Origin of the sequence: Vibrio sp. SCSIO 43097 (assembly GCF_023650755.1) — a bacterium.
Classification (GTDB): Bacteria; Pseudomonadota; Gammaproteobacteria; order Enterobacterales; family Vibrionaceae; genus Vibrio; species Vibrio alginolyticus.
Map to the genome: position 1 here is coordinate 1,461,297 of NZ_CP071841.1, position 23,481 is coordinate 1,484,777.

The 23,481-nt window shown below is 44.9% G+C and carries 16 protein-coding genes; 8 read left to right on the forward strand and 8 right to left on the reverse strand.

The window, feature by feature from the left end; translation table 11 throughout:
- Positions 1-300 precede the first annotated feature (300 nt).
- The 5 genes from lamB to J4N40_RS22980 all read left to right on the forward strand — a co-directional run bounded on the left by lamB (position 301) and on the right by J4N40_RS22980 (position 6,860).
- Positions 301-1,521: a maltoporin LamB gene (lamB, locus tag J4N40_RS22960; protein ID WP_213972097.1), complete on the forward strand. Its 1,221-nt coding sequence runs from the start codon at positions 301-303 to the stop codon at positions 1,519-1,521.
- Between the two features lie 156 nt (positions 1,522-1,677).
- A complete protein-coding gene (locus J4N40_RS22965) occupies positions 1,678-2,508 on the forward strand; it encodes a MalM family protein (protein WP_053307972.1) in 831 nt (276 codons plus the stop codon).
- Positions 2,509-2,671: 163 nt separating this feature from the next.
- On the forward strand, positions 2,672-3,190 hold the full coding sequence (locus tag J4N40_RS22970; RefSeq protein ID WP_225466189.1) for an early set domain-containing protein: 519 nt from the start codon (positions 2,672-2,674) through the stop codon (positions 3,188-3,190).
- 120 nt (positions 3,191-3,310) lie between these two features.
- The gene (locus tag J4N40_RS22975) at positions 3,311-4,912 is read left to right on the forward strand and encodes an alpha-amylase family glycosyl hydrolase (protein WP_213972098.1); all 1,602 of its coding nucleotides are present in this window, start codon (positions 3,311-3,313) and stop codon (positions 4,910-4,912) included.
- Positions 4,913-5,243: 331 nt separating this feature from the next.
- Positions 5,244-6,860 (forward strand): endonuclease, encoded by a 1,617-nt coding sequence (locus tag J4N40_RS22980; RefSeq protein ID WP_213972099.1) that lies wholly within the window; start codon positions 5,244-5,246, stop codon positions 6,858-6,860.
- 113 nt (positions 6,861-6,973) lie between these two features.
- Here the strand turns inward: J4N40_RS22980 and pulA are convergent, their stop codons facing one another.
- Positions 6,974-10,963 carry a pullulanase-type alpha-1,6-glucosidase gene (gene pulA / locus J4N40_RS22985; RefSeq protein ID WP_250654542.1) on the reverse strand — a complete coding sequence of 1,330 codons (3,990 nt, stop codon included), beginning with the start codon at positions 10,961-10,963 and terminating at the stop codon, positions 6,974-6,976.
- 546 nt (positions 10,964-11,509) lie between these two features.
- Between pulA and J4N40_RS22990 the strand changes: the two genes are divergently transcribed.
- The 3 genes from J4N40_RS22990 (at position 11,510) to pdxY (ending at position 14,005) form a co-directional block, all read left to right on the forward strand.
- Entirely contained in the window at positions 11,510-12,706 is a 1,197-nt protein-coding gene (locus J4N40_RS22990; protein WP_115386840.1) for a tetratricopeptide repeat protein, read from the forward strand.
- 139 nt (positions 12,707-12,845) lie between these two features.
- A complete protein-coding gene (locus J4N40_RS22995) occupies positions 12,846-13,034 on the forward strand; it encodes an AbrB/MazE/SpoVT family DNA-binding domain-containing protein (RefSeq protein WP_115386839.1) in 189 nt (62 codons plus the stop codon).
- Between the two features lie 101 nt (positions 13,035-13,135).
- Positions 13,136-14,005: a pyridoxal kinase PdxY gene (gene pdxY / locus J4N40_RS23000; RefSeq protein ID WP_250654543.1), complete on the forward strand. Its 870-nt coding sequence runs from the start codon at positions 13,136-13,138 to the stop codon at positions 14,003-14,005.
- 65 nt (positions 14,006-14,070) lie between these two features.
- Here the strand turns inward: pdxY and sstT are convergent, their stop codons facing one another.
- The 7 genes from sstT to malT all read right to left on the reverse strand — a co-directional run bounded on the left by sstT (position 14,071) and on the right by malT (position 22,793).
- The gene (sstT, locus tag J4N40_RS23005; RefSeq protein WP_005374821.1) at positions 14,071-15,288 is read right to left on the reverse strand and encodes a serine/threonine transporter SstT; all 1,218 of its coding nucleotides are present in this window, start codon (positions 15,286-15,288) and stop codon (positions 14,071-14,073) included.
- A gap of 356 nt (positions 15,289-15,644) precedes the next feature.
- Entirely contained in the window at positions 15,645-16,721 is a 1,077-nt protein-coding gene (rsgA, locus tag J4N40_RS23010) for a ribosome small subunit-dependent GTPase A (protein ID WP_005384642.1), read from the reverse strand.
- Between the two features lie 275 nt (positions 16,722-16,996).
- On the reverse strand, positions 16,997-17,305 hold the full coding sequence (locus J4N40_RS23015) for a PTS sugar transporter subunit IIB (RefSeq protein ID WP_250654544.1): 309 nt from the start codon (positions 17,303-17,305) through the stop codon (positions 16,997-16,999).
- Entirely contained in the window at positions 17,295-17,909 is a 615-nt protein-coding gene (locus J4N40_RS23020) for an SCO family protein (protein WP_005384635.1), read from the reverse strand. The genes J4N40_RS23015 and J4N40_RS23020 overlap by 11 nt, the downstream gene beginning before the upstream one ends.
- A gap of 9 nt (positions 17,910-17,918) precedes the next feature.
- Complete coding sequence (locus tag J4N40_RS23025) at positions 17,919-18,344, reverse strand: hypothetical protein (protein ID WP_025768641.1); 426 nt, start codon at positions 18,342-18,344, stop codon at positions 17,919-17,921.
- Positions 18,345-18,588: 244 nt separating this feature from the next.
- Positions 18,589-19,506 carry a polyprenyl-phosphate transporter gene (locus J4N40_RS23030; protein WP_025768640.1) on the reverse strand — a complete coding sequence of 306 codons (918 nt, stop codon included), beginning with the start codon at positions 19,504-19,506 and terminating at the stop codon, positions 18,589-18,591.
- Positions 19,507-20,084: 578 nt separating this feature from the next.
- Entirely contained in the window at positions 20,085-22,793 is a 2,709-nt protein-coding gene (gene malT / locus J4N40_RS23035) for an HTH-type transcriptional regulator MalT (protein ID WP_005374834.1), read from the reverse strand.
- Between the last annotated feature and the right edge of the window lie 688 nt (positions 22,794-23,481).

Below are 23,481 nucleotides of genomic sequence, written 5' to 3' on the forward strand. Positions count from 1 at the left end.
TGGCTATCACTTTGTAGCGGCTCAAAACCGAACAAACTTACTAATTCCTCCCTAGATTGGTGATCTGACTCGAAAAAACACCATTCGGTAAATTTTCTACTCCCTTCTCATCCCCCTTAAATTAGTTTAGGGCGGAGGAAGTCATCCTTGTACGCCTCGGGTAATCTCACAACTGTTGAAACAAACGGGGATTCGTTCCCATCTTACCTCTCTTTCTTTAGGTGTGTTTTTACTGCCTATATTCACCTAAAAGAGTGAGCAGGGAAGACAGAATTATAAATACCCTTAATGGAGTTAAGAATGAAAAAAGTAAGTGTAATTGCTGCTGCTGTTGCTGCAACTTTAGCTGCTGGTTCTGCGTTTGCAGTGGATTTTAACGGTTACATGCGCGCTGGTACTGGTATCAGCGGTAATGGTAATGGTGACCTTGCTGTAAACAAATTTGGTATTGGTCGTCTGGGTAACGAAGACGATAACTACTCTGAGTTTGGTTTGGCGGAAGAGTTGAAAATGGGTGACCAGACTTGGCGTATCGAATCTATGATTGCTTCTGGTGCTCCTGGTGCGAATGGTTGGGAAGATGCTGATTTTAACGTTGCTCAGTTTGCTGTAAAAGCTAAAGGTCTGATTGCTTCTGATAAAGACGCAACTATGTGGGCTGGTAAAACTTACTACCAGCGTAAAGATATCCACATCACTGATTTCTATTTCCTAAACACTTCTGGTACTGGTGGTGGTATCGAAAACCTCTCAGTAGGCAACCAAAAACTATCTCTAGCATTGATTCAAGATGGTGAAACTTCAGATTCAACGGGTTACATCTTTGATGCTCGTTTAGCGAACATCGGCCTTTGGGATAATGCTGCTCTTGAGTTGGCTGTTGCTTACAACTTTGCGACAGATTCTAACGATGCAAAAGAAGAAGCGGATGACGGCGTATTGGCGTCTGCGATTATCCATCAAGGTATGAGTAACGGTTTTAACCAAACAGTATTTCAATACGGTACAAATGGTTACGGTGTTCAAGCTGCTAACTTCTGGGGATCTGGTGCTTATTACGCGCGAGGTACAGAGGCATTTAATGATGCATCAGGCTTCCGTTTGATCAACTGGGGTGTAATGAACCTAGCTGAGAACTGGGAAATGGGTCACCAACTTGCTTACCTATCAGGTAGCGACATTGGTGGTCAAGCTGCTGGCGCTTACACAGGTAAAAACTTCGATATTGATCAATATTCTGTAGTTGTTCGTCCTATGTACAAGTGGAACGATACAATGCGCACAGTATTCGAAGCGGGTTACAACTCTGGTGAGAAAATCGCAGATAGTGGCCTAGCAAAAGAAGATTTTGGTAATGCTAAATTCACAGTTGCTCAAGCTTGGGCTATGGGTGACAGCTTCTGGGCTCGTCCAGAACTACGTGTATACGGAACTTACTTGCTAGATACTGAAAATGACAATACGTTCAACGGTGACGATACAGAGTTCGTATTTGGTGTTCAAGCTGAGGCTTGGTGGTAATCAAATAAACTCTTAGTTATCTAGCTGTCCTAGTCAAATAGCCGACATCAGTCGGCTATTTTTCTAAGGGTTATTGAAAAGTTAGACGTTTCATTAAAGTCACTCTAAGATGCTTTAGTGCCAAAACCTTTAGAAAAATAACTAGAAGGAAAAAGTATGTACTTCCGTGCCCTCATGTTAAGTGGATGTGTAGCGCTTGCTGGCTGCCAATCCACTGAAGTTATCGAACAAGTTCAAGTTGCTCAAATGCAACAAGTTGACACACTCTCTGAACTTCAATCGGTAAAAATGAAGCTTCCTAGCTCTGCCATTATTGATATCACTGCTCAAAGCCAAGTTCTGAAGTATCAGAATATCGATAGCCGTGTCGCTGTGTTTGAGCTTCCAGCAGATCGTGGTGAGTTTGCTATTAAAATCACCAGTCTAATCGAAGAGACGGCTTTTGTACCAAGAGCAGTTATTGTCGATAAAAATGGTAGAGAGCTCGAAAATTATGATAAAACTGAATTTGAGTACAAAAAACCTCGCCTGCATCTTGGTAATCGCTTGGCTGCCGAAAAAGACTTTTTCCCCCCAACGGGATTAGATTCTGTTTATCTTATTATTTATACAGATAAAGCCGACCTTGGCGGGTTTACCGAAGTGATTCACCCCGCGCGTTTGGACGCTGAGGGGAGAGGTAACTACTTACCAGAAGTAAAAGATATTCCAATTCCTAACAGTGATACAGGTAAGATTGAAGTCTCGATTGACCGTGTGAGTTTCTTCTCAATCGGAACATCAAGTAATGAACCAGCGGCGGCTCCAATTGCGGCTAAGGCGGTTGAATCAGTACAGCCTGAAACACAAACTTACTACCACAACGCAATTAAAGCGGCCGTAAAAGCAGATGATATCCCTAAAGCTCTGAGCTTACTTGATGAAGCAAAAGCGTTAGGAATTGAAGGTGCGCAAGAAGTATTTGTAAAAGCAGTTAATAGTAAATAGATAATTTTAAAAAGCCGGCTAAGATAGTCGGCTTTTTTATTACGCATTTAGTTATCTTTTTCACATATTATATTATTCCTATTTAAAATTTATTTTATTTCGATCCATAATATATATGTTCTAATTTAATTAGTACTTGGTCTAATAAAAATAAGGATATAACGTGAAAAAAATAATTATAAATACAGCATGTACTTTAGCTGCTGTGTCTATCTTGTCTGCTTGCTCGTCCACATCATCAGAAAATACAACCCAAGGTGAAGTAAATAATGCGGTTGCGTTTACGAGCACGCAGATTGATATGATGACAAATTGTAGTTTGCCGGATTCAGCCGAATCTGGCCCATTGTCTAAAGACATTTTTGTTGTAGGTAGTTTCCCAAATGCAGATTGGAAGCACACTGCCGAGCGCAAGCTGACCTATAAGGGGAACAATGTCTATCAAGTGATTACCGATGAAATTTCAGGTAATTATAAAATGCAGTATGCCGCTGAACAATGGAAACCACAGTTTACTGCCAAAGGTAAAAAATTATCGGTCGGACAATTAAATGAACTGACTTACGGTGGTTACGGTACAGATACAAAACTAGAAATTAAAGAGCCTGGTAAATATCTTTGGAGTTTAGAATTTACAGATGATGGCTCACCTTATTCAATTATGGTAAATAAGTGCCAATAATATTCCATTCAATTATTTAAAATCTATTTTTATTTATTAACCCCTGCATGAAACAAATGTCGGGGTTAATTTTATTACTCAAATGTCAGTAGTTTATTTGAGTAAGTTAGGGAGAATAAAATGCGTAATATCCTACGTAACCATCGCCTGTCTCGATCGTTGCTTGCGTTAAGTGTGATTGGTGCTTTATCTGCGTGTAATTCTTCTGGTGGTAGCGACACTAATAGCAGCACTCCGCTACCGGATACCAGTTATGCTTGCCAAGCCAATGTCATGGCGCAAAGTAACCAACTTCGTACTTATCAAATCATGGTAGAGAGTTTTGTGGATGGTGATGCGAGCATTGGTCACGGTACAGGTTATGGCACCAGCCATCATAACGGCGATTTGCAAGGAGTGATTGATTCACTCGATTACATCCAAGATTTAGGGATGAACGCGATTTGGTTGACGCCAGTTTTTGAATCGGAAGCGATAGCGGGCCAAGAACACCTGGATGCCACGGGCTACTTTGCAACGGATTACTTCACCATTGATCCACGTTTTGGTGATTTAGAAACGGCGAGAACCTTGGTCGAGGAAGCACACAAACGCGGCTTATACGTGTTTTTTGATGGTGTATTTGGTCATCACAAAGATGGTTTGATCAAACCATCTCCTTCCGGTTTGTTGCCATCGGGATCGAGCAATCCCGTTGATTACCCGGCCAGTCTCGATTTCTACAAAGAAGTGGCAACGTATTGGATCAAAGAACTGAAGATTGACGGCTGGCGTTTAGATCAAGCCTATCAAGTTCCGACAGACGCTTGGACACAAATTCGTAAAGCCGTCGATGAAGCCTCACAAAGTGTGACGTACACCAATAGCAAAGGCGAACAAGTGAATCCGTTGGGTTACATGGTGGCAGAGATTTGGAAAGGGGAGTCTGAAATCGCGAATGAGGCGTATGGATCGAACAGCGATCCAGCATTGTGCTCTGCGTTTGACTTCCCTATGCGATATCGCCTCGTTGAAACTTTGGCCGTGAATGAGAGCGGCGTGGGTGGTCGCGGTGCGGATTGGTTAGACAACGGCTACAGCACACACAACCAATATCCAACACATGCGCAGCCGAATTTGATGATCGGCAACCATGATTTAGTGCGCTTTGGTGACTTGTTACAGCGCGGAAATTTAGCGGATGTGAATGATGCAGAATATTGGTTACGCCATAAAGCCGCGTTTGCTTTCCAAGCGGCGTACACCGGGCCAATCACGTTGTACTACGGTGATGAAATCGGGGATCAAGTGGATGGTTTTGCCGTAAAAGAAGACAACAGCACCTGCGCCATTCAAGGTTTGTGCGATGATCACGTTGCGCGCAGCAGTGCGAAAATTGAAGGCGTGACGGCGACGCTTGATGCAAACCAAGCCGATCTCAAATCTTATGTGACATCGCTGATGACAATGCGCGATGCGCATCCTGCACTTTATCAGGGGTCACGCACGAATTTAGTTGCGAGTAACGGCAGTTATGTGGACTTGAAACAATCTGGTTCGGACAAAGTCTTGTTTGCGCTAAATACCTTAGAGAGCGCTAGAAGCGTCACTCTTACTCAGGAGAGTGTTGGTACTGGTGAGTTGGTGGATTTGCTTACGAAAGAAAAAATTACTCCGAGCAATGGTCAATATCAACTTCCGATGTCGCCATTACAAGGGCGATTCTTTGCGGTAAAACCTTAAGGAATTATCCAGAATTGATGCTCACCAGTTGAGCTGACCACAAGCTTTCTTATAAACAAGCCAAGTGTTGTTGCTGACCCCCATAGGCGCACACTTGGCTTTTTTCTGTCTGTTTTACTTTTCCCTTAATGGTTTTACGACGATGTAGCCAACAAGTAGCTTCGCTTTTTGTATTGGCGTTTGTTTTCAGCAGGTGAATATTTGTGAGATAAGCTGCACATTAAAAAGTAAATTAACACTTGTGCAACGTAAAAATGTGACTGAAGGATTACTTATGCCCCACTAATATGTTTATCGTGTTTGGGATTTATATAACTAATGGAAAAGTATAATGAAATCCATAACGAACTCCCTCTGTCTCCTTGCTGCTGTTAGCTCTCCGTTTGCATATAGCCAAATTATCAACGGTGACTTTGAGCAGTGGAATGGCAATGTACCTACGCAGTGGTCAGAGATTGACGCGGGCATTACAGTGTCGCCAAGCAGCGAGCAAATCAAATCGGGTGGTCTGGCTGCCCAGCTCGTCGTGAATACAGGTACCCAAAGCAACACCGACTTTTTGCAAACCATTAATGTGGAGCAAGGGAAAACCTATCCGTTTTCTGTCTCGGTTTATCATACCGAAGGAAATGTAAAAGCACGTCTGGTGGTTGATGGTTATCACAATTACTCGAACCCACAACAGATAAACCAGTGGCAAGAGCTCGCGCACAACTACACAGCGAGCTCGAACAAGACCATCAACGTCGGTTTGCGTTTTTACGATGAAGCCAGTTTTGATGGCTCAGAAGTTGTCTACGTCGATAATTTTCAACCGACTGAGACAAGCACGCAGCCTCCCGTAGAGAGCTGTAGTGATCACCAAGTGGTCTTGACTCTCACGACCGACAACTATGGCTCTGAAACGAGTTGGACGCTGAAAAACAGCCAATCCGCAGTGCTGTTCTCTGGTCAGGGTTATGAGTCGGCAACCACCGTTGAAAAAAGCATGTGTTTAGCCGACGGTGATTACCAGTTCACCATTCAAGATGAGTATGGTGACGGCATTTGTTGTGGAAGTGGCGCGGGTTCGTACACGTTGATGGAAGGAACCAAGACCCTTGCTTCTGGCGCTGAGTTCGCCAAAAGCGAAACCACTGATTTTACGTTAGGTGACACCACCACGACTCCACCAGTGGTTGATGGGTATTATCAAGCCGCGTCTGGCAAGACAGGCTACGCACTCAAAACGGCGTTGTTTAACATCATCAATAATCACTCCAGCCGTGGCTATTCAGCGATTTGGACTTTGGTAAAAGACGTAGATTTGGATAACTACTACGAGAAAGACGGCTCCATTCTTGATATGTATTCAGAGAAGCCTGCGGGCAACGATGCAGTGAGTTTCACGAAAGTAACCGACCAATGCGGTCAATACAGTCAAGAAGGGGATTGCTACAACCGTGAACACTCGTTCCCGAAAAGCTGGTTTGGTGGAAAAGTTGAACCGATGAACTCAGACGGTCACCATTTGTTTGTCACCGATGGTTATGTAAACGCCAAACGTAGCAACTGGCCATTTGGCGAAGTGGGCACCTCGACTTATGTTTCCAGCAATGGTTCTAAGCTAGGTCAAGCGAGCACAGCACTGGGTTATTCAGGCACCGTGTTTGAGCCGATTGATGAGTTTAAAGGCGATTTTGCGCGCGCGTATTTTTACATGGCAACCCGTTACGAGAACGTGATTGGCAATTGGGAGAACAACACGAGCAACTCTGACGCGGTGTTGGATGGCACCAGTACGAACGTATTTGAACCTTGGATGCTAAACATGCTGAAACGTTGGCACAAAAATGATCCTGTTAGCGCGAAAGAAATCCGTCGCAATGACTTGGTGTTTGAGTTCCAAGGAAACCGCAACCCGTTTATCGATCATCCTGAATTTGTTGAGCAAATTTGGGGGAATTAACGCGCAATTGGTTTCAACATTGCGAGTCAATCTCACGGCGAACCATTGAGAATAAGAAAGGGGAAGCATAATGCTTCCCCTTGTATTTACGGATGTTGTGAAAACTGGAGAACTCAGTTCTTCGTGACGGTTACGATTGGCGCTGACTTGTCAGCCGCATTGAAATGGAAGTTGTAATTTCCTGCTTCTGCAATCGCAATTTTCAGGTTTGCACTACCGCCACCGACTTCCATCGTTAGCGCTTTACCAAGCTCAACACTGCCTTCGCCACCGAAGTTGGTGTCTGCTGCCCAGTCTGCGCTCGCAACTTTCATCTCGTAGTTGCCCGCCGCTAGGTCAATGTCTAGCGAATAAACGTCATTTGCAACATAGCTGAACTTCGCTGTTGAGTCTTGTGCTGGAGCATCCCATGTAGTGATAGTGCCACGTAAGTAAAGTGCTGTTTCACCGAATGTTGGTGCATCTGCTGATTTGGTCACTGACACGACCGGTTTTTCTACGCTTTCATCTTGAACATGCAGCGCGTTCAGAGTGAAGTTGTACTTACCTGTTTCAGCAACAGACAGCTTACAGTTACCTTCTGAACCTAAGTCTAGTGAACCAGAAGCTATATTCGCAATATCACAACCGATGTTTGGATTTGCCCAACCAGAGTCCGCGAATTTGAACTCGTGTTCACCAGCTTCAAGAACGCCAGTTACAGAGTACATACCGTTGCCAATAAAGGTCATCGCCCAATCACTGCTATCAGACCACTCGTTCATCGTGCCTTTCACGTAAACAACGGTTTCGCCGTAAGGAGGAATGCTCGATACGTCTTTGTTATCCGTGTTTACTGGTAGGCCAGCACCTTGTGCGCCGTTTTGTGGCTGCACGAATACCGCTGTTGTCAGTGCTGGTACTGTGAACGTTTCATTGGTGAAGCTTGCACCTTTCACGATGTCATCCGCAGAGTTTTGTTGAACTTCATGTAACTCGAAACCAGTTGCGCCAGCAACTTTGAAAGACTTCTCAGTTGATGTTGAGTTCACAACGGCCACGACAGCATCGTAGTTCGAATCTAAATCGGCACCTGCTGATTTACCATCGTCGATAGACATAACGATCAAGCCTTCCACTTGGTCTTTACCAACGTTGCGGAAGTCAACACGGTTCATGACTTCTTGAGCGGTATCTAAGCGGAACAGTTCACTTGAACTACGGATTTTTAGTAGTTCTAGGAATTGTTGTTTGGTTAGCTCAATGTCGGTTGCATCTGGCTTCGCTGTCGTATCAGAAACGATCTTCTTGATCAGCTCCCAGTTTGCGCCGTCTTTGTCTTCACGAGGCAGACCTACGTTCCAGTTGTTGTCACTGCCGTCGAAGAAGACGCGGTTGAACCAGTCACCAGAATCGTAAGAGTCGCGCTGCATGGATTTAGAGCGCAATAGCTCAGAACCCATGTGGATGAATGGAATGCCTTGACCAAGCATCACCGTTGATAGGGACACAGACTGCATACGTGCACGCTCGGCAGATGAAGTGCCTGTCGCAATCTTGTAGGCGTTGTTATCCCACAATGTTTGGTTGTCGTGCTTAGACACGTAAGAGATGTTCTCTGATGGCACTTTTGTGTAGCCTGCAGGCGCACCATTGTAATCAACGTTCTTACCCAGTTTGGTTTCGCCTTTGTAATCAAGAAGGATGTAGTCAGCCAAGTTACCAGCCATACCTAGACGAACCAGATCTTGGTTGTGTAAACGACCATTCACCGATTCTGCGTCAGTTTTGGTTTCTTCGTTAGGGTAAGCAGCATTACCAAAGCCTTGGTTAAAGCGAAGTGGGTGCTTACCTTCTGAATCTACACCGCCATCAAACGGGCTTCCGCCACGAACTGCGTCACGCAGACGATCAGAGAAAGTACCGATTTCTGTCCCTGCCATGTTGACTTGTGTCGCCTGATCGAAGCGAGCGTTTTGCGCGACTTCACCAAAGTCCCAACCTTCGCCGTAGAACAGAGTATTCGGATCAATTTCACGGACTTTTTCAAGTGCGTAAACCATCACATCTTTCGGCTGGTGGCCCATAAGGTCAAAACGGAAACCATCGACTTTATAGTCATCCGCCCATACCATCAATGAGTCAACCATTAGTTTACCCATCATCAAGTTCTCGGTTGCGGTGTTATCACAACAGGTTGAGTTTTCGACGCCGCCAGTGTTGACGTTTAGGCGGTGGTAGTACCCAGGGACAATCTTATCCAGTACTGATTTTTCGTTCACACCAGATGCATTTGTGTGGTTGTACACGACGTCCATGACCAGTTTCAGATCCATTTTATGCGTCGCTTGAACCATTTCGCGGAACTCAAGAATACGCTTAGACCCGTTAGGATCGGTCGCATAACTGCCTTCTGGCACGGTGTAGTGGTAAGGGTCATAACCCCAGTTGAAGCTGTCTAGCATGCGAAGATCGTTCATCAACGCTTGTGCTTTGCCCGTTGTTTGGTCGTAGCTATTTAATACCTCTTCAATTACTTTGCCGTCATCTTCGGTCTCACAAATGGAGGCTTCTGGCTTGATGCCACAAAGTTTACCCACGGTGTCGGTGATATCGACTCGCTGGTCAGCGTCTTCATCCACGGTTGCAATATCAAATGCTGGCAAGATATGTAGCGTTGTTAGGCCAGCATCTTTTAAAGCTTGTAAGTGAGATACAGACTCACGCTCAGGTTCTGTAAGCGCCAGATATTTGCCATCAAGACTTGGTGTGCCTTTGCTGTCGTTAAAGCTGAAATCACGAATGTGTGACTCGTAAAGGACGTGGTCTTCGTCTTTTTTAACCGTTGGGCGTGCGTAGTTTTTCCAATCTTGAGGCATTAAGCTTGGATCATCTAAATCAACCACTTGTGAGTATCGTGAGTTCTTAGACAAGCTCATTGAATATGGGTCTGTTACCAAACGCGTTTCAACGACGCCAGTTGTTGGGTGGTATACCTTAACTTGGTAGCGATAGTATTTGTTGACAACGTTGCTTTGTGCCTCAGAAACCCAGATACCTGTTGCTGGGTCTTCCGTCATGGCAACGGTCGCTTCTTCTGCTAAGTTTTCATCGTAGATTATCAGATCAACATCTTGGGCAGTTGGTGCCCATAGTTTGAAGGTTGCGGCACCGCCTTCCACAATCGCACCGAGTTCTTGACCGATCGCGTTACCTGCCTTGGAATCGGCAAACACCGCATCCAAAACGCCCGGTTTTTGCACTTCAGTTGCAGAAATGACGTCACCATTTGCGTTGTAAGCCACCATAACGATTTGTGACTTCAGGATCGTACGCAAGGTCGCGTCATCGACATCGATACCCGCAGCTTGAAGGCTAGCAAGGTGACGGAAGCGTGATTTCAGACCATCAGACAACTCACCAGCTTTTGTCAGCTCAACCGCTGTACCGCCAGAGATTTGCTTATCTTCATCCATTTTGATGTCATTGCTAAGGCTGTAGAACAGCTTCATGGAATCCGCATTGGCCGCCGCTTCCCACGCGATGGTGTTGGCATCTAGCCAATGCGCTTTTTGACCATCAATATCAACAGGGCGCTCTTCTATTGGCTCGTAGTAAAGTTCACTGCTGCCGTGGAAGCCAAACAAACCTTTCGATTCGCCGATTTTCGTCAACTCTACTTTTGAGTTTGCGCTGCCGAACGCTTTCTCATCACCTTTGTGCAGAATGAAGTTCATGCATTCGTGTGGGTCAGAGGCGTCAGGGTTTATTTTCAGTACGTAGTAAGCACCGTAGGTGTCGTTGATGCCATCGAATGGGTGTGGCGCAGACCAATCCGTTCCTGTTCCCGGAATGCCCATTGCGTCTAAATCTGTGCTGGTACAGCCCTCACCGTTCCATAGGTGCAAGCCCCAACCTTCGTAGTCGCTTGCTGTTGAAGCTGATGCTACGTCACGTTTGTAATAAATGACGACTTCGTTCTCTCCCGCAGGGTACAAGCCTGAGCCAGGGTTCGTCGTATCTTCGTTCGTGCTATCACTACCACAACCGCTGATTACCGCGACGGAAATCAAAGGCAGTACGGTTTTGGCAATTGTTGATAATTTAAATGTCTTATTGTCCACGTTTACAAATCCATTGTTATTGAATTGATATTGAGCTGCGCGCTGCCTTCGCTGACTCAATCATCAAGAAGGTTTTGCACACGCTAGAAAGGCAGATGCCAAAAAAGGAAATGTTCAATTAGATGCTAATACACTGAATCATCAGCAAAATGTGAGAGCAGGCTGTTAAGTTTTTTACAGGTGCAAATTTTCTGTCACAGTCGATTTTGTTCACAAATTAAATAATAAAACAGGCGCATAGTGAGAGATTCTGCACACCATTAAAATGTAAATTTTTATGGGATGAGTAAGGGGGGATGATAGGGGATGAGAATGTCTCAGCCCCAAAACCGTGATTAAGTTCTATAAAAATGAGGGCTATATTTTTCTTTTAAAAATAAGTTGCAGTGATGTTGAATAAAATACCGCCATTAAGTCTTCGCAAGCTTCAGATTTTCGCTAAGTGGTCGTTATATAATGAAGGTAGTCGGCGTTACGTCGGCGCGTAATCATAAGATTTCCCTGAAAGGGAGTTGAATTGGGCCCTGAAACCAAAAGAGGCTATTTATGAGTAGTATGGGCATTGCCATTGCGGCAACTGGCCTTTCACTCGTCCTGATATTTGTGTGGATGATCTCGTTGTCGATGCGGAAACAGAGACTCGAGGCAGAGAGGAAAGCTCGCGAAGCCGCTTATCGAAAGGCGATGCATAAAGCGCGAGAGCAAGAGCGTAAAGAGCGAGAGTTCAAAGCAGAAACCGGGCATATCCCCACCATTTTATTTCTAGCGAAAGAAGCCGAAAAGGACAACATTCGTCAAGCGCTGTATTGGTATGATAAAGCCGCTAAACTGGACAATGTGACGGGGATGTACGGCATTGTTCGCTTAAGTGAACGCATGCGCGAAGATGTGATTTTAAAAGAGCAGGCAAACTTCTGGCGTACCGCAATTGCGGGAATGGAAGGGGATACCGAAGCGAAATTTTCGACGGGCAAGGCCTTGGTCTTTGGTCGAGGAACTGAAAAAAATATCCCAAAAGGTAACCAACTGATTGAAACTGCCGCCGAAGAAGGCTGCATTGATGCCATGATTTATATGGGGGAATGGCAGCTTTCACCAGACAATAGTGCAGGACGCAGTGCAGATGCGCTTTACTGGTTTATGAAAGCGGCGGAAAAAGACAGTGCAGATGGCAAGATCCAAGTCGGCTTATGTTACCTAAATGGCATTGGTACAGAAAAAAGCATGGTTAAAGGTTGCTACTGGCTGGAACGGGCCGCGGAAGGTGGCAGTGCTAAAGCGATGTATCATGCTGGCGAAGCGTGGAAGGATAAAGGTAAAACGGGTAATGCAATTGCTTACGTTTGGCTGTTTCTTGCTGCCAATATGGGCTACCAACCTGCGCGTACGTTACGTGATGAAGTGGCAACCAATATTGGTGTTGATGTTGTCGTTGGATTGCAGTCCATAGCGAAGCCGTTGCAAAGAAAGCTGGCCTCAGGAATGGTGAGAAAGCACTCTATTATTCGAGCCCTTAACAAAGTGTACAAACGCGAAGCGTATTTTCCTGCGGAAGAGGAGCTCAATGCGGTGTTGAATGATGAGAATAAAGACGCCTCCGAAGCTTGGGAGGAGGCATCAACACTAGATTTTCAGCCTAACATGACAACGGTAACAGCAGAAGGTCAGGCAAGCACATCGCCCAACGAAAAAAAACTCTCTAAAGATGCGCTCGATTTCACTCAAAACTTCCTTCAGCCATAACCTATCTTATCCAGAAGCCTCAAGATTGAGGCTTTTCTTTTGTCTTTAAAATGTTACGCCAATCCAAGTCAGCTCAATGCATTTGAGGCTAGACATCCAATGACGTGAAAACTCATTTTCGACATTTGGAGGACGAAAGATGATAAGTCAACCTGTTAAAATCGGTGGCGATACCGCCGTAGTCATTCCAAGCGCAATCCTGGCTCAGCTCGGGATAAGGGAAGGAGATACCCTAGAAATCGCACTGAATAAAGACAAAATGGAAATTAAGAAGATGGTGTTGAAAACCAGCGCGCCAACTTACTCTGAAGATATTGAGGAGAATTGAGTTAGAGAATCTTGGTTTGTCGGATACACTACTGGTTTCGCAAAACTGGCGCTTGCCGCTGTCTTTGAACTATCGATAACTACAATAAGAGGTAAGGTACTATGCAAGGTATCCTCTCTATACAATCTCATGTTTCTTTTGGTCATGCTGGTAACAGCAGTGCCGTTTTCCCAATGCAACGCATGGGTTTCGAAGTATGGCCGATTCATACCGTTCAATTTTCTAACCACACGCAGTATCAAGAAGGCTGGACTGGGCGAGCGTTTGCGGCTGAAGACATCAGCGAGTTAGTTCGTGGACTTGGTAACATCGGCGTGCTGGAAAAGTGCCAAGCGGTATTGACGGGCTACCAAGGTAGCGCAGAGCAGTGCCTTGCTGTTGAAGATACCGTGACGAAAGTGAAGCAAGCGAACCCGAACGCACTTTACGTTTGCGACCCTGTGATGGGCGCGCCAGACAAAGGCTGCATTGTGGCTCCGGGCATTGCTGAAAATCTTCTAACGCGTTTGATGCCAATGGCGGACGTGATCGTTCCGAACCAATTCGAGCTAAGTCAATTTGCTGAGATGGAAATCCACTCACTAGACGATGCGATCACCGCATGCCAACGTGCGCTAGAGAAAGGTCCAAAAGTTGTGCTAGTTAAGCACCTTTACTGCCTAGAAAATGGCAGCTTTAACATGCTACTGGCTACGCAAGAAGGCATTTACCTTGCGAAGCGTCCTCAATTTGAGTTTGCTAAACAACCTGTTGGCGTGGGCGACCTTATCTCGGCGATCTTCACTTCAGGATTGCTGAAAGGTTGGTCTCCTAAACAAGCTTTCCAACATTGTCACGACGCGTGTTACGGGGTGTTAAGCGCCACTTACCATGCAGGCGAATGGGAGCTGCAAACTATCGCGGCGCAGCAAGAGTTTGTTGAACCAAGCAAACACTTCCCGATTGAAGAAGTGGCTCTGGTCACCGCATAATTGAGCGCAATTAAACAAAAAAGGGGAGCCATCATCGGCTCCCCTTTCTATTTGTTCTGTCAGTCTTACTGAGCTTTTTGCTGCTCTGATTTACAAACTGCTGCCGTAAAGACAACGTCTGTTGAGCTGTTTAGCGCAGTTTCAGCAGAGTCTTGAATCACACCGATAATGAAGCCAACCGCTACAACCTGCATTGCTACGTCGTTTGAGATACCAAACAGGCCACACGCAAGTGGGATAAGTAGTAGAGAGCCACCTGCAACACCTGATGCGCCGCATGCAGAAACCGCAGCTACAATACTTAGAAGTAGCGCAGTCAGTAGATCAACTTCGATACCCATAGTGTGCACAGCTGCAAGCGTTAGCGTCGTGATAGTGATTGCAGCACCAGCCATGTTGATGGTCGCACCTAGAGGGATAGATACTGAGTATGTATCCTCGTCCAGTTTTAGCTTCTCACATAGTGCCATGTTTACTGGAATATTCGCCGCACTTGAACGAGTGAAGAACGCAGTTACACCACTTTCACGTAGACAACGGAATACAAGTGGGTAAGGGTTTTGTTTGGTTTTAACGAACACGATCGCTGGGTTTACAACGAGTGCGATGATCATCATTGCGCCAAGAAGAACCGCCAGAAGGTGTGCGTAGCTTGCTAGTGCGCTAAAGCCCGTTGTCGCAAACGTTGAAGCAACCAAGCCAAAGATACCAAATGGTGCAAGACGAATGATAAAGCGCACAATGTGAGACACGCTGTGGCTTAGATCTTCAAATACGGCCTTCGTTGTTGCCGATGCGTGGTGTAGTGCAAGACCCAGACCCACACCCCAAGCAAGAATGCCGATGTAGTTTGCTTCTACTAGTGCATTTACTGGGTTGTCGACCAGTTTAAACAACAGTGTGCGTAGAATTTCAGCAATACCTTGAGGAGGCGTTGCACCTTCAGCGCCGGTGACAAGCGTTAAATTGGTCGGGAAAAGGAAGCTTAGAACCACTGCTGATAGCGCCGCGAAGAATGTACCCATCAGGTACAGTACAACGATTGGGCGCATGTAAGTGTGTTGGTTTTTCTTTTGGTTTGCAATTGAAGCGGCAACCAAAATAAACACAAGAATTGGCGCGATCGCTTTAAGCGCGCCGACAAAAAGGCTACCAATTAATCCCGCGCTTTCGGCATGGCTTGGAGAAATTGTCGCGAGCAAAATACCAAAGACGATACCGACAAGGATCTGGACGACGAGGTTACCACGAGCATATCGGGCAACGAGGCTGTTGTGTTGCATACATCATTCCTGCAATTTTATGCCAGAGTGGCAGGGCAATAGTCCATCATTACACGGCGATAATGCCCTTATATTACAAGGGGTGAGCATTGCTTCTGGTCACTAAGACACATGATTATCAATTATCCTGTTTTTATAAATTCAGCCATTTTCTTGCTGAATATCACATATCTTAGCTTGGTAATATTTTGTGTCTAGTTTTAGTTTGTTTTTGGATTAAATGTTTGCTCAATGTTATTTAAATAAGATTTTTATGTTGAAAATTATCATTAGTTATGAGTAATGGTTTTTAATAAAGTTGTTAAAAAGGAGACTTTCGTCTCCTTTGATTTTATTGACAACTCAAACGCAACAAATTAATAACTTTGTTGGCGCCTGCGCTTATCACTCATGGCATTGCGAGCAAGTTTACCGAATCGTCGACTTTGTGCTCGTTGCTCTGCCAAAGTTGCGCCGTTAAAGGCTTGTTCTCGCAATAGTTTTTGATAGTTATTGAAACGACGAACCTCCAGTTTGCCATTTGCAATCGCAGTTTGAACTGCGCAGCCTGGCTCAGTTTGGTGCTTACAATTGCCAAAGCGACAACGCTGAGCGAGCGCCTCAATGTCAGAAAATGCCTCACTGACCCCCGATTCACAATCTGCTAGTTGAAGCTCGCGCATTCCCGGAGTATCAATCAAGATGCCGCCATCAGGTAATAGATGGATAGAGCGCGATGTAGTTGTATGTCGCCCTTTGCTATCGTCTTCACGAATATGCCCAGTTGCCTGTTCTTGTTGCCCGAGTAATGCATTAACAAGAGTTGATTTGCCAACGCCTGAAGAACCGATAAAAGCGAGGGTTTGTCCTTCTTTGCACCAGGTCATGAGTTTAGAAGCACTCTCTATTTCTAAGCCGTTGACTGTCTCTATAGCTAATAGAGGGTCGAGCTTCTGTACTTGGCTTTTTAGTTCATCAGTATTGTCACACAAATCGGCTTTGGAAAGCACGATGACGGGTTCGACTTCGGCTTCATGAGCCAAGGCAAGATAGCGTTCAATACGACTTAAATTGAAGTCGTCGTTAAGGGAACAGACGATAAACACTGTATCCACATTGGCTGCGATAAGTTGCTCTACCACTTTGCTGCCAGCGGCTTTGCGGCTAAAGAGGCTCAAGCGATCCAGTAAGCGAACAAATTGCTGATCTTCATTTAAGATTACCCAGTCTCCGACGGTCATATTGGGTAAAGAATGGTGGGCATTAAGATGAACTTGCCCAGTTTCTGTTGCCAATAAATAACCACTTCGGTGATGCGCAATTACACGAGCAAAGATAGTGTTGTCGTAATCGTCTAATGTCAGTTGTTGCTGAAAAAATGGTTTCCAACCCAATTGTTTTAGAGGGTTTGAAGTTGAAACTAATGTGTCACAAAAAGTATGTGTTTGATTCATTATTGAATTATCCCAGACGCAACAAAGCGCCTTAATACAAATCGCATTAGGGTCTAATTCGGATAGAGTTGACCCCGGTGAAGACCGGGCAGAGAAGGGGAGTTGTGGCTATGCCACAGAGTTGGTGCTGTTAGGGTTACCCTTGCGATGCCCAGTTAGTGTTATTCAATACAATCATCTTGTGTCCTCTTCGTTGGTTAATAAATAAGTGAGTTAATTAAGCCAAAAGAGTATAGCCGCCCTTTTTTAAAGAGGGTAGCTATACTGCAAAAATATTAACTTTGTTTTGTGATGCGCTCTTCCATAATCTGCGAATACGTGTTGGCTTTTAAGCCGTATATGATTTGGACATGACGATCATCCAATATCACGACGCCATGCGCGCCATGATTCTTGAGTGCGTTCTTATCGATGACGGACGTCGCTCTGAGGGTAAGACGCAGCCGAGTCGCACATGCACCAGTTTCTAGCAGGTTCTCTATGCCCCCAATGGCGTCAATGATCGTATCGACGTCTTGTTCGATATTGGGGTTGGTATGAGTTAGGAAATTGAAAAATTGCTTCAGCACTGACTTAACCGTCATTTGAAGAGTCTTCGGTCGTTAGTTTTGAAATGGCTTCAACAATCGGTGCCGGTGAGAGCGTATGCGGTACTTTAGTGATTAACGTGCCATCCGGCTTCAAGAAGTAAAAGTAAGAGCTATGATCCAGCGTGTATTTTAGTTCTGAGCCTTCCAATTCTGTCTTGCGGAAAATGACACCATAGTTGTGTGCCAAAGGTGTCGTTACATCAAGTGGTGCCGATAGGCCTTCAATCATTGGATGGAAGTAATGGGCATATTTTGCTGATGCATCGGCCTCATCACGCTCTGGGTCTAAAGAAATGAACATCGGGCGTAGTTGTGCTTTTTGCGCGTCGTCAATTTGATTCAGTGCTCCTGCCAGCATTGCAAGAGAAGTTGGGCAAACGTCTGGGCAGCGAGTAAAGCCAAAATAGACGACTCGGATGCGAGGGTCATTCACATCGAAGATATTGACGGCTTGGTTATTTTCCCCAAACAATACCGTTTGTTGAGAGGTGGAACTGTCCACTTGCTCTGGCTTCGTTTTCTGATTATCTAAATAGCTCTTTACGCCAAACCCGAGTGCGAAAGCAGCTACGAGAAATAGGGACCAATTGTGGCTCATAACGATTCCTTATCTTTGCATTTTTATAGCAGGGTAAACGGTATTCTCTCCATCACTGAGTTCACCAACCCAAGTCATTGCATCCTCCGTGCAAACCGGGAGAATGATGTCACCTTGATATTGGCCAGGAGCGATTTGCTTCAGCAAAAACTTAGGCTCACCCATCTCCATTTCTCTTCCTGAAAGACTTAGGATGAGTTGCTTAGCATCGCTTGTATGCCACTCAACATTTAGAGTGGTAGGAACCAAGGGTTGAGCAGTTTCTGAGTTTAGCGTCATCGTAACATTTTCTTGGACGCAAGAGGTTGTAGAGAGAAAGCAGTATTCATCTATTGACTTGCTTTGAGTGGAAGAAGAAAAGCTTTTTATTAGAGTCGGGGCATAAAATCCCGCAACTAATGCGGCTGAAACAGCGGCGATTTGTAACAGTTTCATTAAGGTTCAGCATTTATCACTTAACATTACGAGCATCGTAGCACAGATGCGCCGCTCGCCAACTCGTGACCTCGGTAAATTGTGCGTTATACCTCGGTGACCAGCTTCTTAGTAATGCGACGGACTTTATTGCATCAAATACAGCAGAGTTTTCAATTGAGATGTTTTTGCCCTTAGCCAATAGATAAAAACGGAGCCAATTGGCTCCGTTTTTATTTGGTTCAGTATGTGTTTGATACCAAAGTTATTTATCTGAATCTGCGAATTTCTCTAGACCCAAAACCAGAGCAATGGCTGCAAGCATCATTACGACAGCAAGTACTAACTGAGAAGGTTGTGATGTCACGTGTTCAAATTCAAATGGTGATAGGTTGTGCTGTAGCAATGGCACTTGTTCGCCCTTCGAATTGGTGCGCCAAGTGATGGTTTCTTTCCATGGCCAAATCTTTGGCAACGTACCAATCATTAATCCAGTCAAAAACATCAGGGTGAAATCACGGAACTTGCGTAGTAACCACGACAATAAGTGAGAGAAGGACAGTAAACCGATCACGCAGCCAGACAAAAATAGCGCTAATGTATCGACTTGAAAACCTTTCACTGCGGCTAATACAGGAGCATACATGCCAATCAGCAGCAAAATAAAACTGCCAGAGATACCCGGCAAGATCATCGCACAAATCGCGATAGCTCCAGCGAATAAGGTGTTAGTGGCCGTTGGTTCCATGTGTAAAGGTTTGAGCACAGTAATACTATAAGCAAACCCGACACCAACGAGCAGAATGACAAAGCGGACAAGATCGCGTTGCTCAACCTGACGAATAATGTGATACACAGAGACCAAAATTAGACCAAAGAAAAATGACCAAAGTGGGATCGGGTGTGTGTCAAGAAGCCAAGTAATCAACTTTGCTAGCGTTGCAATACTGGTGAAAATGCCGGCAAACAGAGCGATTAGGAAGAATCCGTTGATGTGATTAAACGCGGCTTTAACCCCTTCTTTTCGCCAGATAGAGAAAAGTGAGGGGTTAATGCGTCGAATGCTTTCAAGCAGCGTATCGTAAATACCAGTGATAAACGCGATGGTGCCGCCAGATACACCAGGTACAACATCTGCTGCACCCATGGCGATTCCCTTGAAGAAAGTAATTAAATAGTTCATTGCTCTAATGCTAAGTCGTTTCGATGGCAGAGAGTATACAAACATTGCGATGAAAAAAGTATGAAATAGTGCTGTAACTACTTGGTTTTATATCCAATCTATTGCCTATCTTTATTACCCGCCAAGAGACAATGCCGCCGTAACGAGCTTTTAATGCTTGGTTTACATTTTTGAGATGATTAACTCTACTATCAATTATCAATCTTGGTTGCATTGTGCAATTGCAATTTGCATTATCAAATTGCATTTTGATAATTTGCGCGTGAATAAATCCAGCTTATATGAGATCTTGTGCCCAAAAATAAGTCTTTGCATTTTGGCATGATTAATGCATAATACTGCTCGACCCTTCTTAAGCCGAGGGTCACCTAGCCAACTGACGTTGTTAGTGAATACAATTTGTTCACACTAAATATAAGCCAATCGCGATTATTGCGGTTGGCTATTTTTTTATATGAACAACGTTACTTACGTGCTTTGCAAATTGCACTTCTCTTACTGTCAGTCATAAAAAAGGGCTGACGTGTTACGCCAACCCTTGTGTTTTACTTTACGTTTTAACCCGTTTATCTAGCAGTTCAGTATCCCATTAACTGTAGCAAATTTTCAGCTGTCACAATGGCTTCTTTACGATTAGCAATATTAAGCTTTTGGTACAGGTTGCGAATGTGGGTTTTAATTGTCGTACCTGCCACATCCAGCTCTTGTGCGATTTGCTCGTTACTAAAGCCTGAATAAATCAGCCCCAGAACCTGCCATTCGCGTTGTGTTAATGGGCTAGTACGTACTAGCTCTGGCACATTAGGGTGATTCACCAACTTTTCAATAAAGTCTTCATCAAAGTGAATCGACCGGCTACGTTGATTCGATGAAATGTCCTTCATTAACTGTTGAGCACGGTGACGCTCAAGATCGCCCAGTTCATGGCGGAGGCTCAACTTCTCCAGCAGACCGCCAATGGTTGCACCATCAATCAGGAAGTTTCCGACCATGCCAGTTTGGTTCGTCATTACTAATGCTTCTTTTAACAGAGCCTTGGCTTGCTCCTCATCTTTTTGGCGAGCAGAAAGGACCGCTTCAACCACTAAGTTGCGATTAGTATCTGTGATTAGGTTAGTGCGACGAGCTTCACCTTGGAGAAAATCTAACGCAGCACGAGCGTCGGTATATTGGCCTAAGTTAATGTGGGCGCGAGCAATGTTACGCCATTGCAATTGAGAAAAGTGGTTGCATGCCGATTCAGGACGAACCGCAGTATTGAGCCATTCTTGCATTGCATCGGTATTCCCGCGCGCTTGCCAAAATAGAATCAACGATAGTGAAGCGTTTGCAGTCCAATCTACGTGATAAGTCGACTGTTTCATCAAGTGCTGTATATGCTCAATGAATTTACCTGCTTTGTCTAATTCACCGCGTCCAATCGCAATACGCGCCAACATCGAATAGCTATGTAAGTGCTTGCTTGGTGAATGGTTTTCGAGAATTTGCAGACCTTTGTACGCGCATTCTTCCGCTTCATCAAGTCGGTTCCAGCACCAAAGTACTTGCGCGCGAATACGCAGCAAAAATTCATGAAGAGGAACATGCTGAAGCTGCTGATCTTCAATCAGACGGAATGCGGAATCTTGTAGTTCAAAGGCAGCTTGCACGTAACCTTGTGCAATTAAAATCTCGCTTTGCTGCAATATTGCCCATAACGCTTGGTGATATACCTGATACTGACGAGCTAGCTTTTCAGTTTGTTGCATCATCGGCAAAGCACGGTCTAGTTTACCTAGCACGTGGTTAACTTCACCAACAACCGAAGTCGCCACAATTCGGCTACGGTAAATTGTGTTATCAAGTTGGCTAAGCGCTAACTCCGCTAATTCGAGAGCTTTTTCTGGTTGGTTACTGTTGATAGCCACTTGAGCAAGCAACGCGTTTGCTTGACCTTGATAATGAATATCTAACGCAATGTTACGCTTTTTGTGTTCCTCTTCCGCTTCTTCAAGCAGGTGGCCCACTTGGTTATAACGATGCTGACTTTGAGCCAACCATGCTCGGAGCATCGTAAGTTTTGGGTGGCTGAACAACAGATCATCGTCCAACTTGTTAATTGAGCTTTCCAGTGTGCTGAGTTCGCCTTGGTTAAACATCTTCCAGCCGAATTCGTTTAGGATCTCTACCACTAAGTCCTTATCATTCGATTTTTGTGCATGATGAATCGCTTGGTGTGGTGCTTTTTGTTGTAACCAAGCGATAGCAGCATTGCGGTGGAGATCTTTTTCTTGCTGAGGAATACGAGCTTGGCGCTCATGAGATAAAAACTCGCCAAATAAGTTATGGAACCGGAACCAGTTCTGTTCCCCTTCGAGCGGGTAAATAAATAAGCCGTAACGGTTAAGCGATTCAATCATTCCCAGTGCGTCTTCGCGTTGGGTAAGGGCAAACACTAACTCATCATTGAAGTGGTCAAGCACGGATACTTGCATTAAAAAGTGACGAGTTTCGTGATCGAGTAAGTCAAACACTTCTTCGACCAAGTAATCCCACAAGTGCGCGTGATTGAACTGCGATACCGACTCTACAGTTTGTGCCAATGTGCGGTTTTGATGTTGGGCTTGTAATGCGATCAACTGCATCGCCGATGGCCAACCTTCAACATAGGTTCTTAGGCTGTTCGCCATGTCTTCATCAATACCATCGGCGATACGCTGGTTAAAGAAGCGAGTGGTTTCTTCGGTATCAAACGCCAACATCTCGTTGCCGATTTCGATCATTAAATCACGAACACGTAAGTTTGCAGTGCCCAGAGGCGGCGCTGCACGACTGGTTACCACAACGGTGAGGTTGTCTGGCATGTGCTTTAAGAAGAAACGCATGGATTCATGGATTTCATCATTCGTGATTAAATGGTAGTCATCAAGTACCACGTAGCACTCTTGATGAAAGTCAGCCATTTCAGCGAATACTTCGCTAAATAGGGAGCGTAAAGACGAGATCTGACGTTTTTCCGCCAGTTTTTGTGCGTTAGCGCAACTGAAGTTGGTGGCTTTGTTTAATGCTTGAAGCAGATAGTTTACAAAGCGAAAGCCGTCGTTATCGCTGTCATCAATGCTGTACCAACCGACGTTTGGCTTATCGGATAGCCACTGCGCTGCCATTGTCGTTTTTCCGTAACCTGCTGGGGATCGGAATAAAACCAATTTGTAGTAAGGCGCTTGCTGTAGTAAGTCCAACACTCGTGGGCGCACGATGGCATTGTGCAGGCGTCCTGGTCGAGTAAGCTTAGATGGAATCCACATTAGTAGTTATGTCCTTATTTATGTATACCCAAATGACAGCAACGTGATCATTCTTGTAAAGCCCCCTTGAAAGCCGTCTTACTGAATGATGTCATCAGCATCAAAAACACTGTTTGAATGCCGGATAATGTCGCTACTGTTGGGGCTTGCGTCCGTCTGAAAAACCATTCCATACGGTCACTTAGATATAAAAGCTAGCGAAAACTAGAAATAACTCACATCGCCTAATTCTAGTTTGTATAAAAAGCGTACAATCCTGTGAGCTGAGTGGGATGTTACGACATCAGAAATGTTCGTTACTTTGATCCACTTCCTAATTCTCAAGGGTTGATGGATTTACCATCAACTACGCCCTTTATTTGTGATTGTCGTCACTTAAATATCGTTTGTTTCGTTAGCGTTAAGATCGCGTTGCACATAGATTACGAAAAGTTCTTCTACGCTGACCGAGTTAATGTGACCGATATTACAATTTTCACATCATCAGATGAGTGGACTATAAAAAGCGTCATGAACGGGTTTTAACCTTTCTCACATTCCATTGTGATCAAAATCACTAAGAACTGGTGCAAAGTTCACTTTGTTGAGATTTGGATCACTAACCTAGCAATGGTACCCCCTCTACGCCCTCAGCCCTCCTCCTTCAAAGGATGAGAATTAGGAGGATGTTTATTCACAGAGGTAAATG

Bases quoted from the DNA above. Each gene is read 5' to 3' on its own strand.
- lamB (WP_213972097.1), top strand. From the start codon at position 301: ATGAAAAAAGTAAGTGTAATTGCTGCTGCTGTTGCTGCAACTTTAGCT.
- J4N40_RS23020 (WP_005384635.1), bottom strand. From the start codon at position 17,909: ATGAGCCACAATTGGTCCCTATTTCTCGTAGCTGCTTTCGCACTCGGG.
- sstT (WP_005374821.1), bottom strand. From the start codon at position 15,288: ATGCAACACAACAGCCTCGTTGCCCGATATGCTCGTGGTAACCTCGTC.
- J4N40_RS23030 (WP_025768640.1), bottom strand. From the start codon at position 19,506: ATGAACTATTTAATTACTTTCTTCAAGGGAATCGCCATGGGTGCAGCA.
- J4N40_RS22980 (WP_213972099.1), top strand. From the start codon at position 5,244: ATGAAATCCATAACGAACTCCCTCTGTCTCCTTGCTGCTGTTAGCTCT.
- J4N40_RS22965 (WP_053307972.1), top strand. From the start codon at position 1,678: ATGTACTTCCGTGCCCTCATGTTAAGTGGATGTGTAGCGCTTGCTGGC.
- pdxY (WP_250654543.1), top strand. From the start codon at position 13,136: ATGCAAGGTATCCTCTCTATACAATCTCATGTTTCTTTTGGTCATGCT.
- J4N40_RS23015 (WP_250654544.1), bottom strand. From the start codon at position 17,305: ATGACGGTTAAGTCAGTGCTGAAGCAATTTTTCAATTTCCTAACTCAT.
- malT (WP_005374834.1), bottom strand. From the start codon at position 22,793: ATGTGGATTCCATCTAAGCTTACTCGACCAGGACGCCTGCACAATGCC.
- J4N40_RS23025 (WP_025768641.1), bottom strand. From the start codon at position 18,344: ATGAAACTGTTACAAATCGCCGCTGTTTCAGCCGCATTAGTTGCGGGA.
- J4N40_RS22990 (WP_115386840.1), top strand. From the start codon at position 11,510: ATGAGTAGTATGGGCATTGCCATTGCGGCAACTGGCCTTTCACTCGTC.
- rsgA (WP_005384642.1), bottom strand. From the start codon at position 16,721: ATGAATCAAACACATACTTTTTGTGACACATTAGTTTCAACTTCAAAC.
- J4N40_RS22995 (WP_115386839.1), top strand. From the start codon at position 12,846: ATGATAAGTCAACCTGTTAAAATCGGTGGCGATACCGCCGTAGTCATT.
- J4N40_RS22975 (WP_213972098.1), top strand. From the start codon at position 3,311: ATGCGTAATATCCTACGTAACCATCGCCTGTCTCGATCGTTGCTTGCG.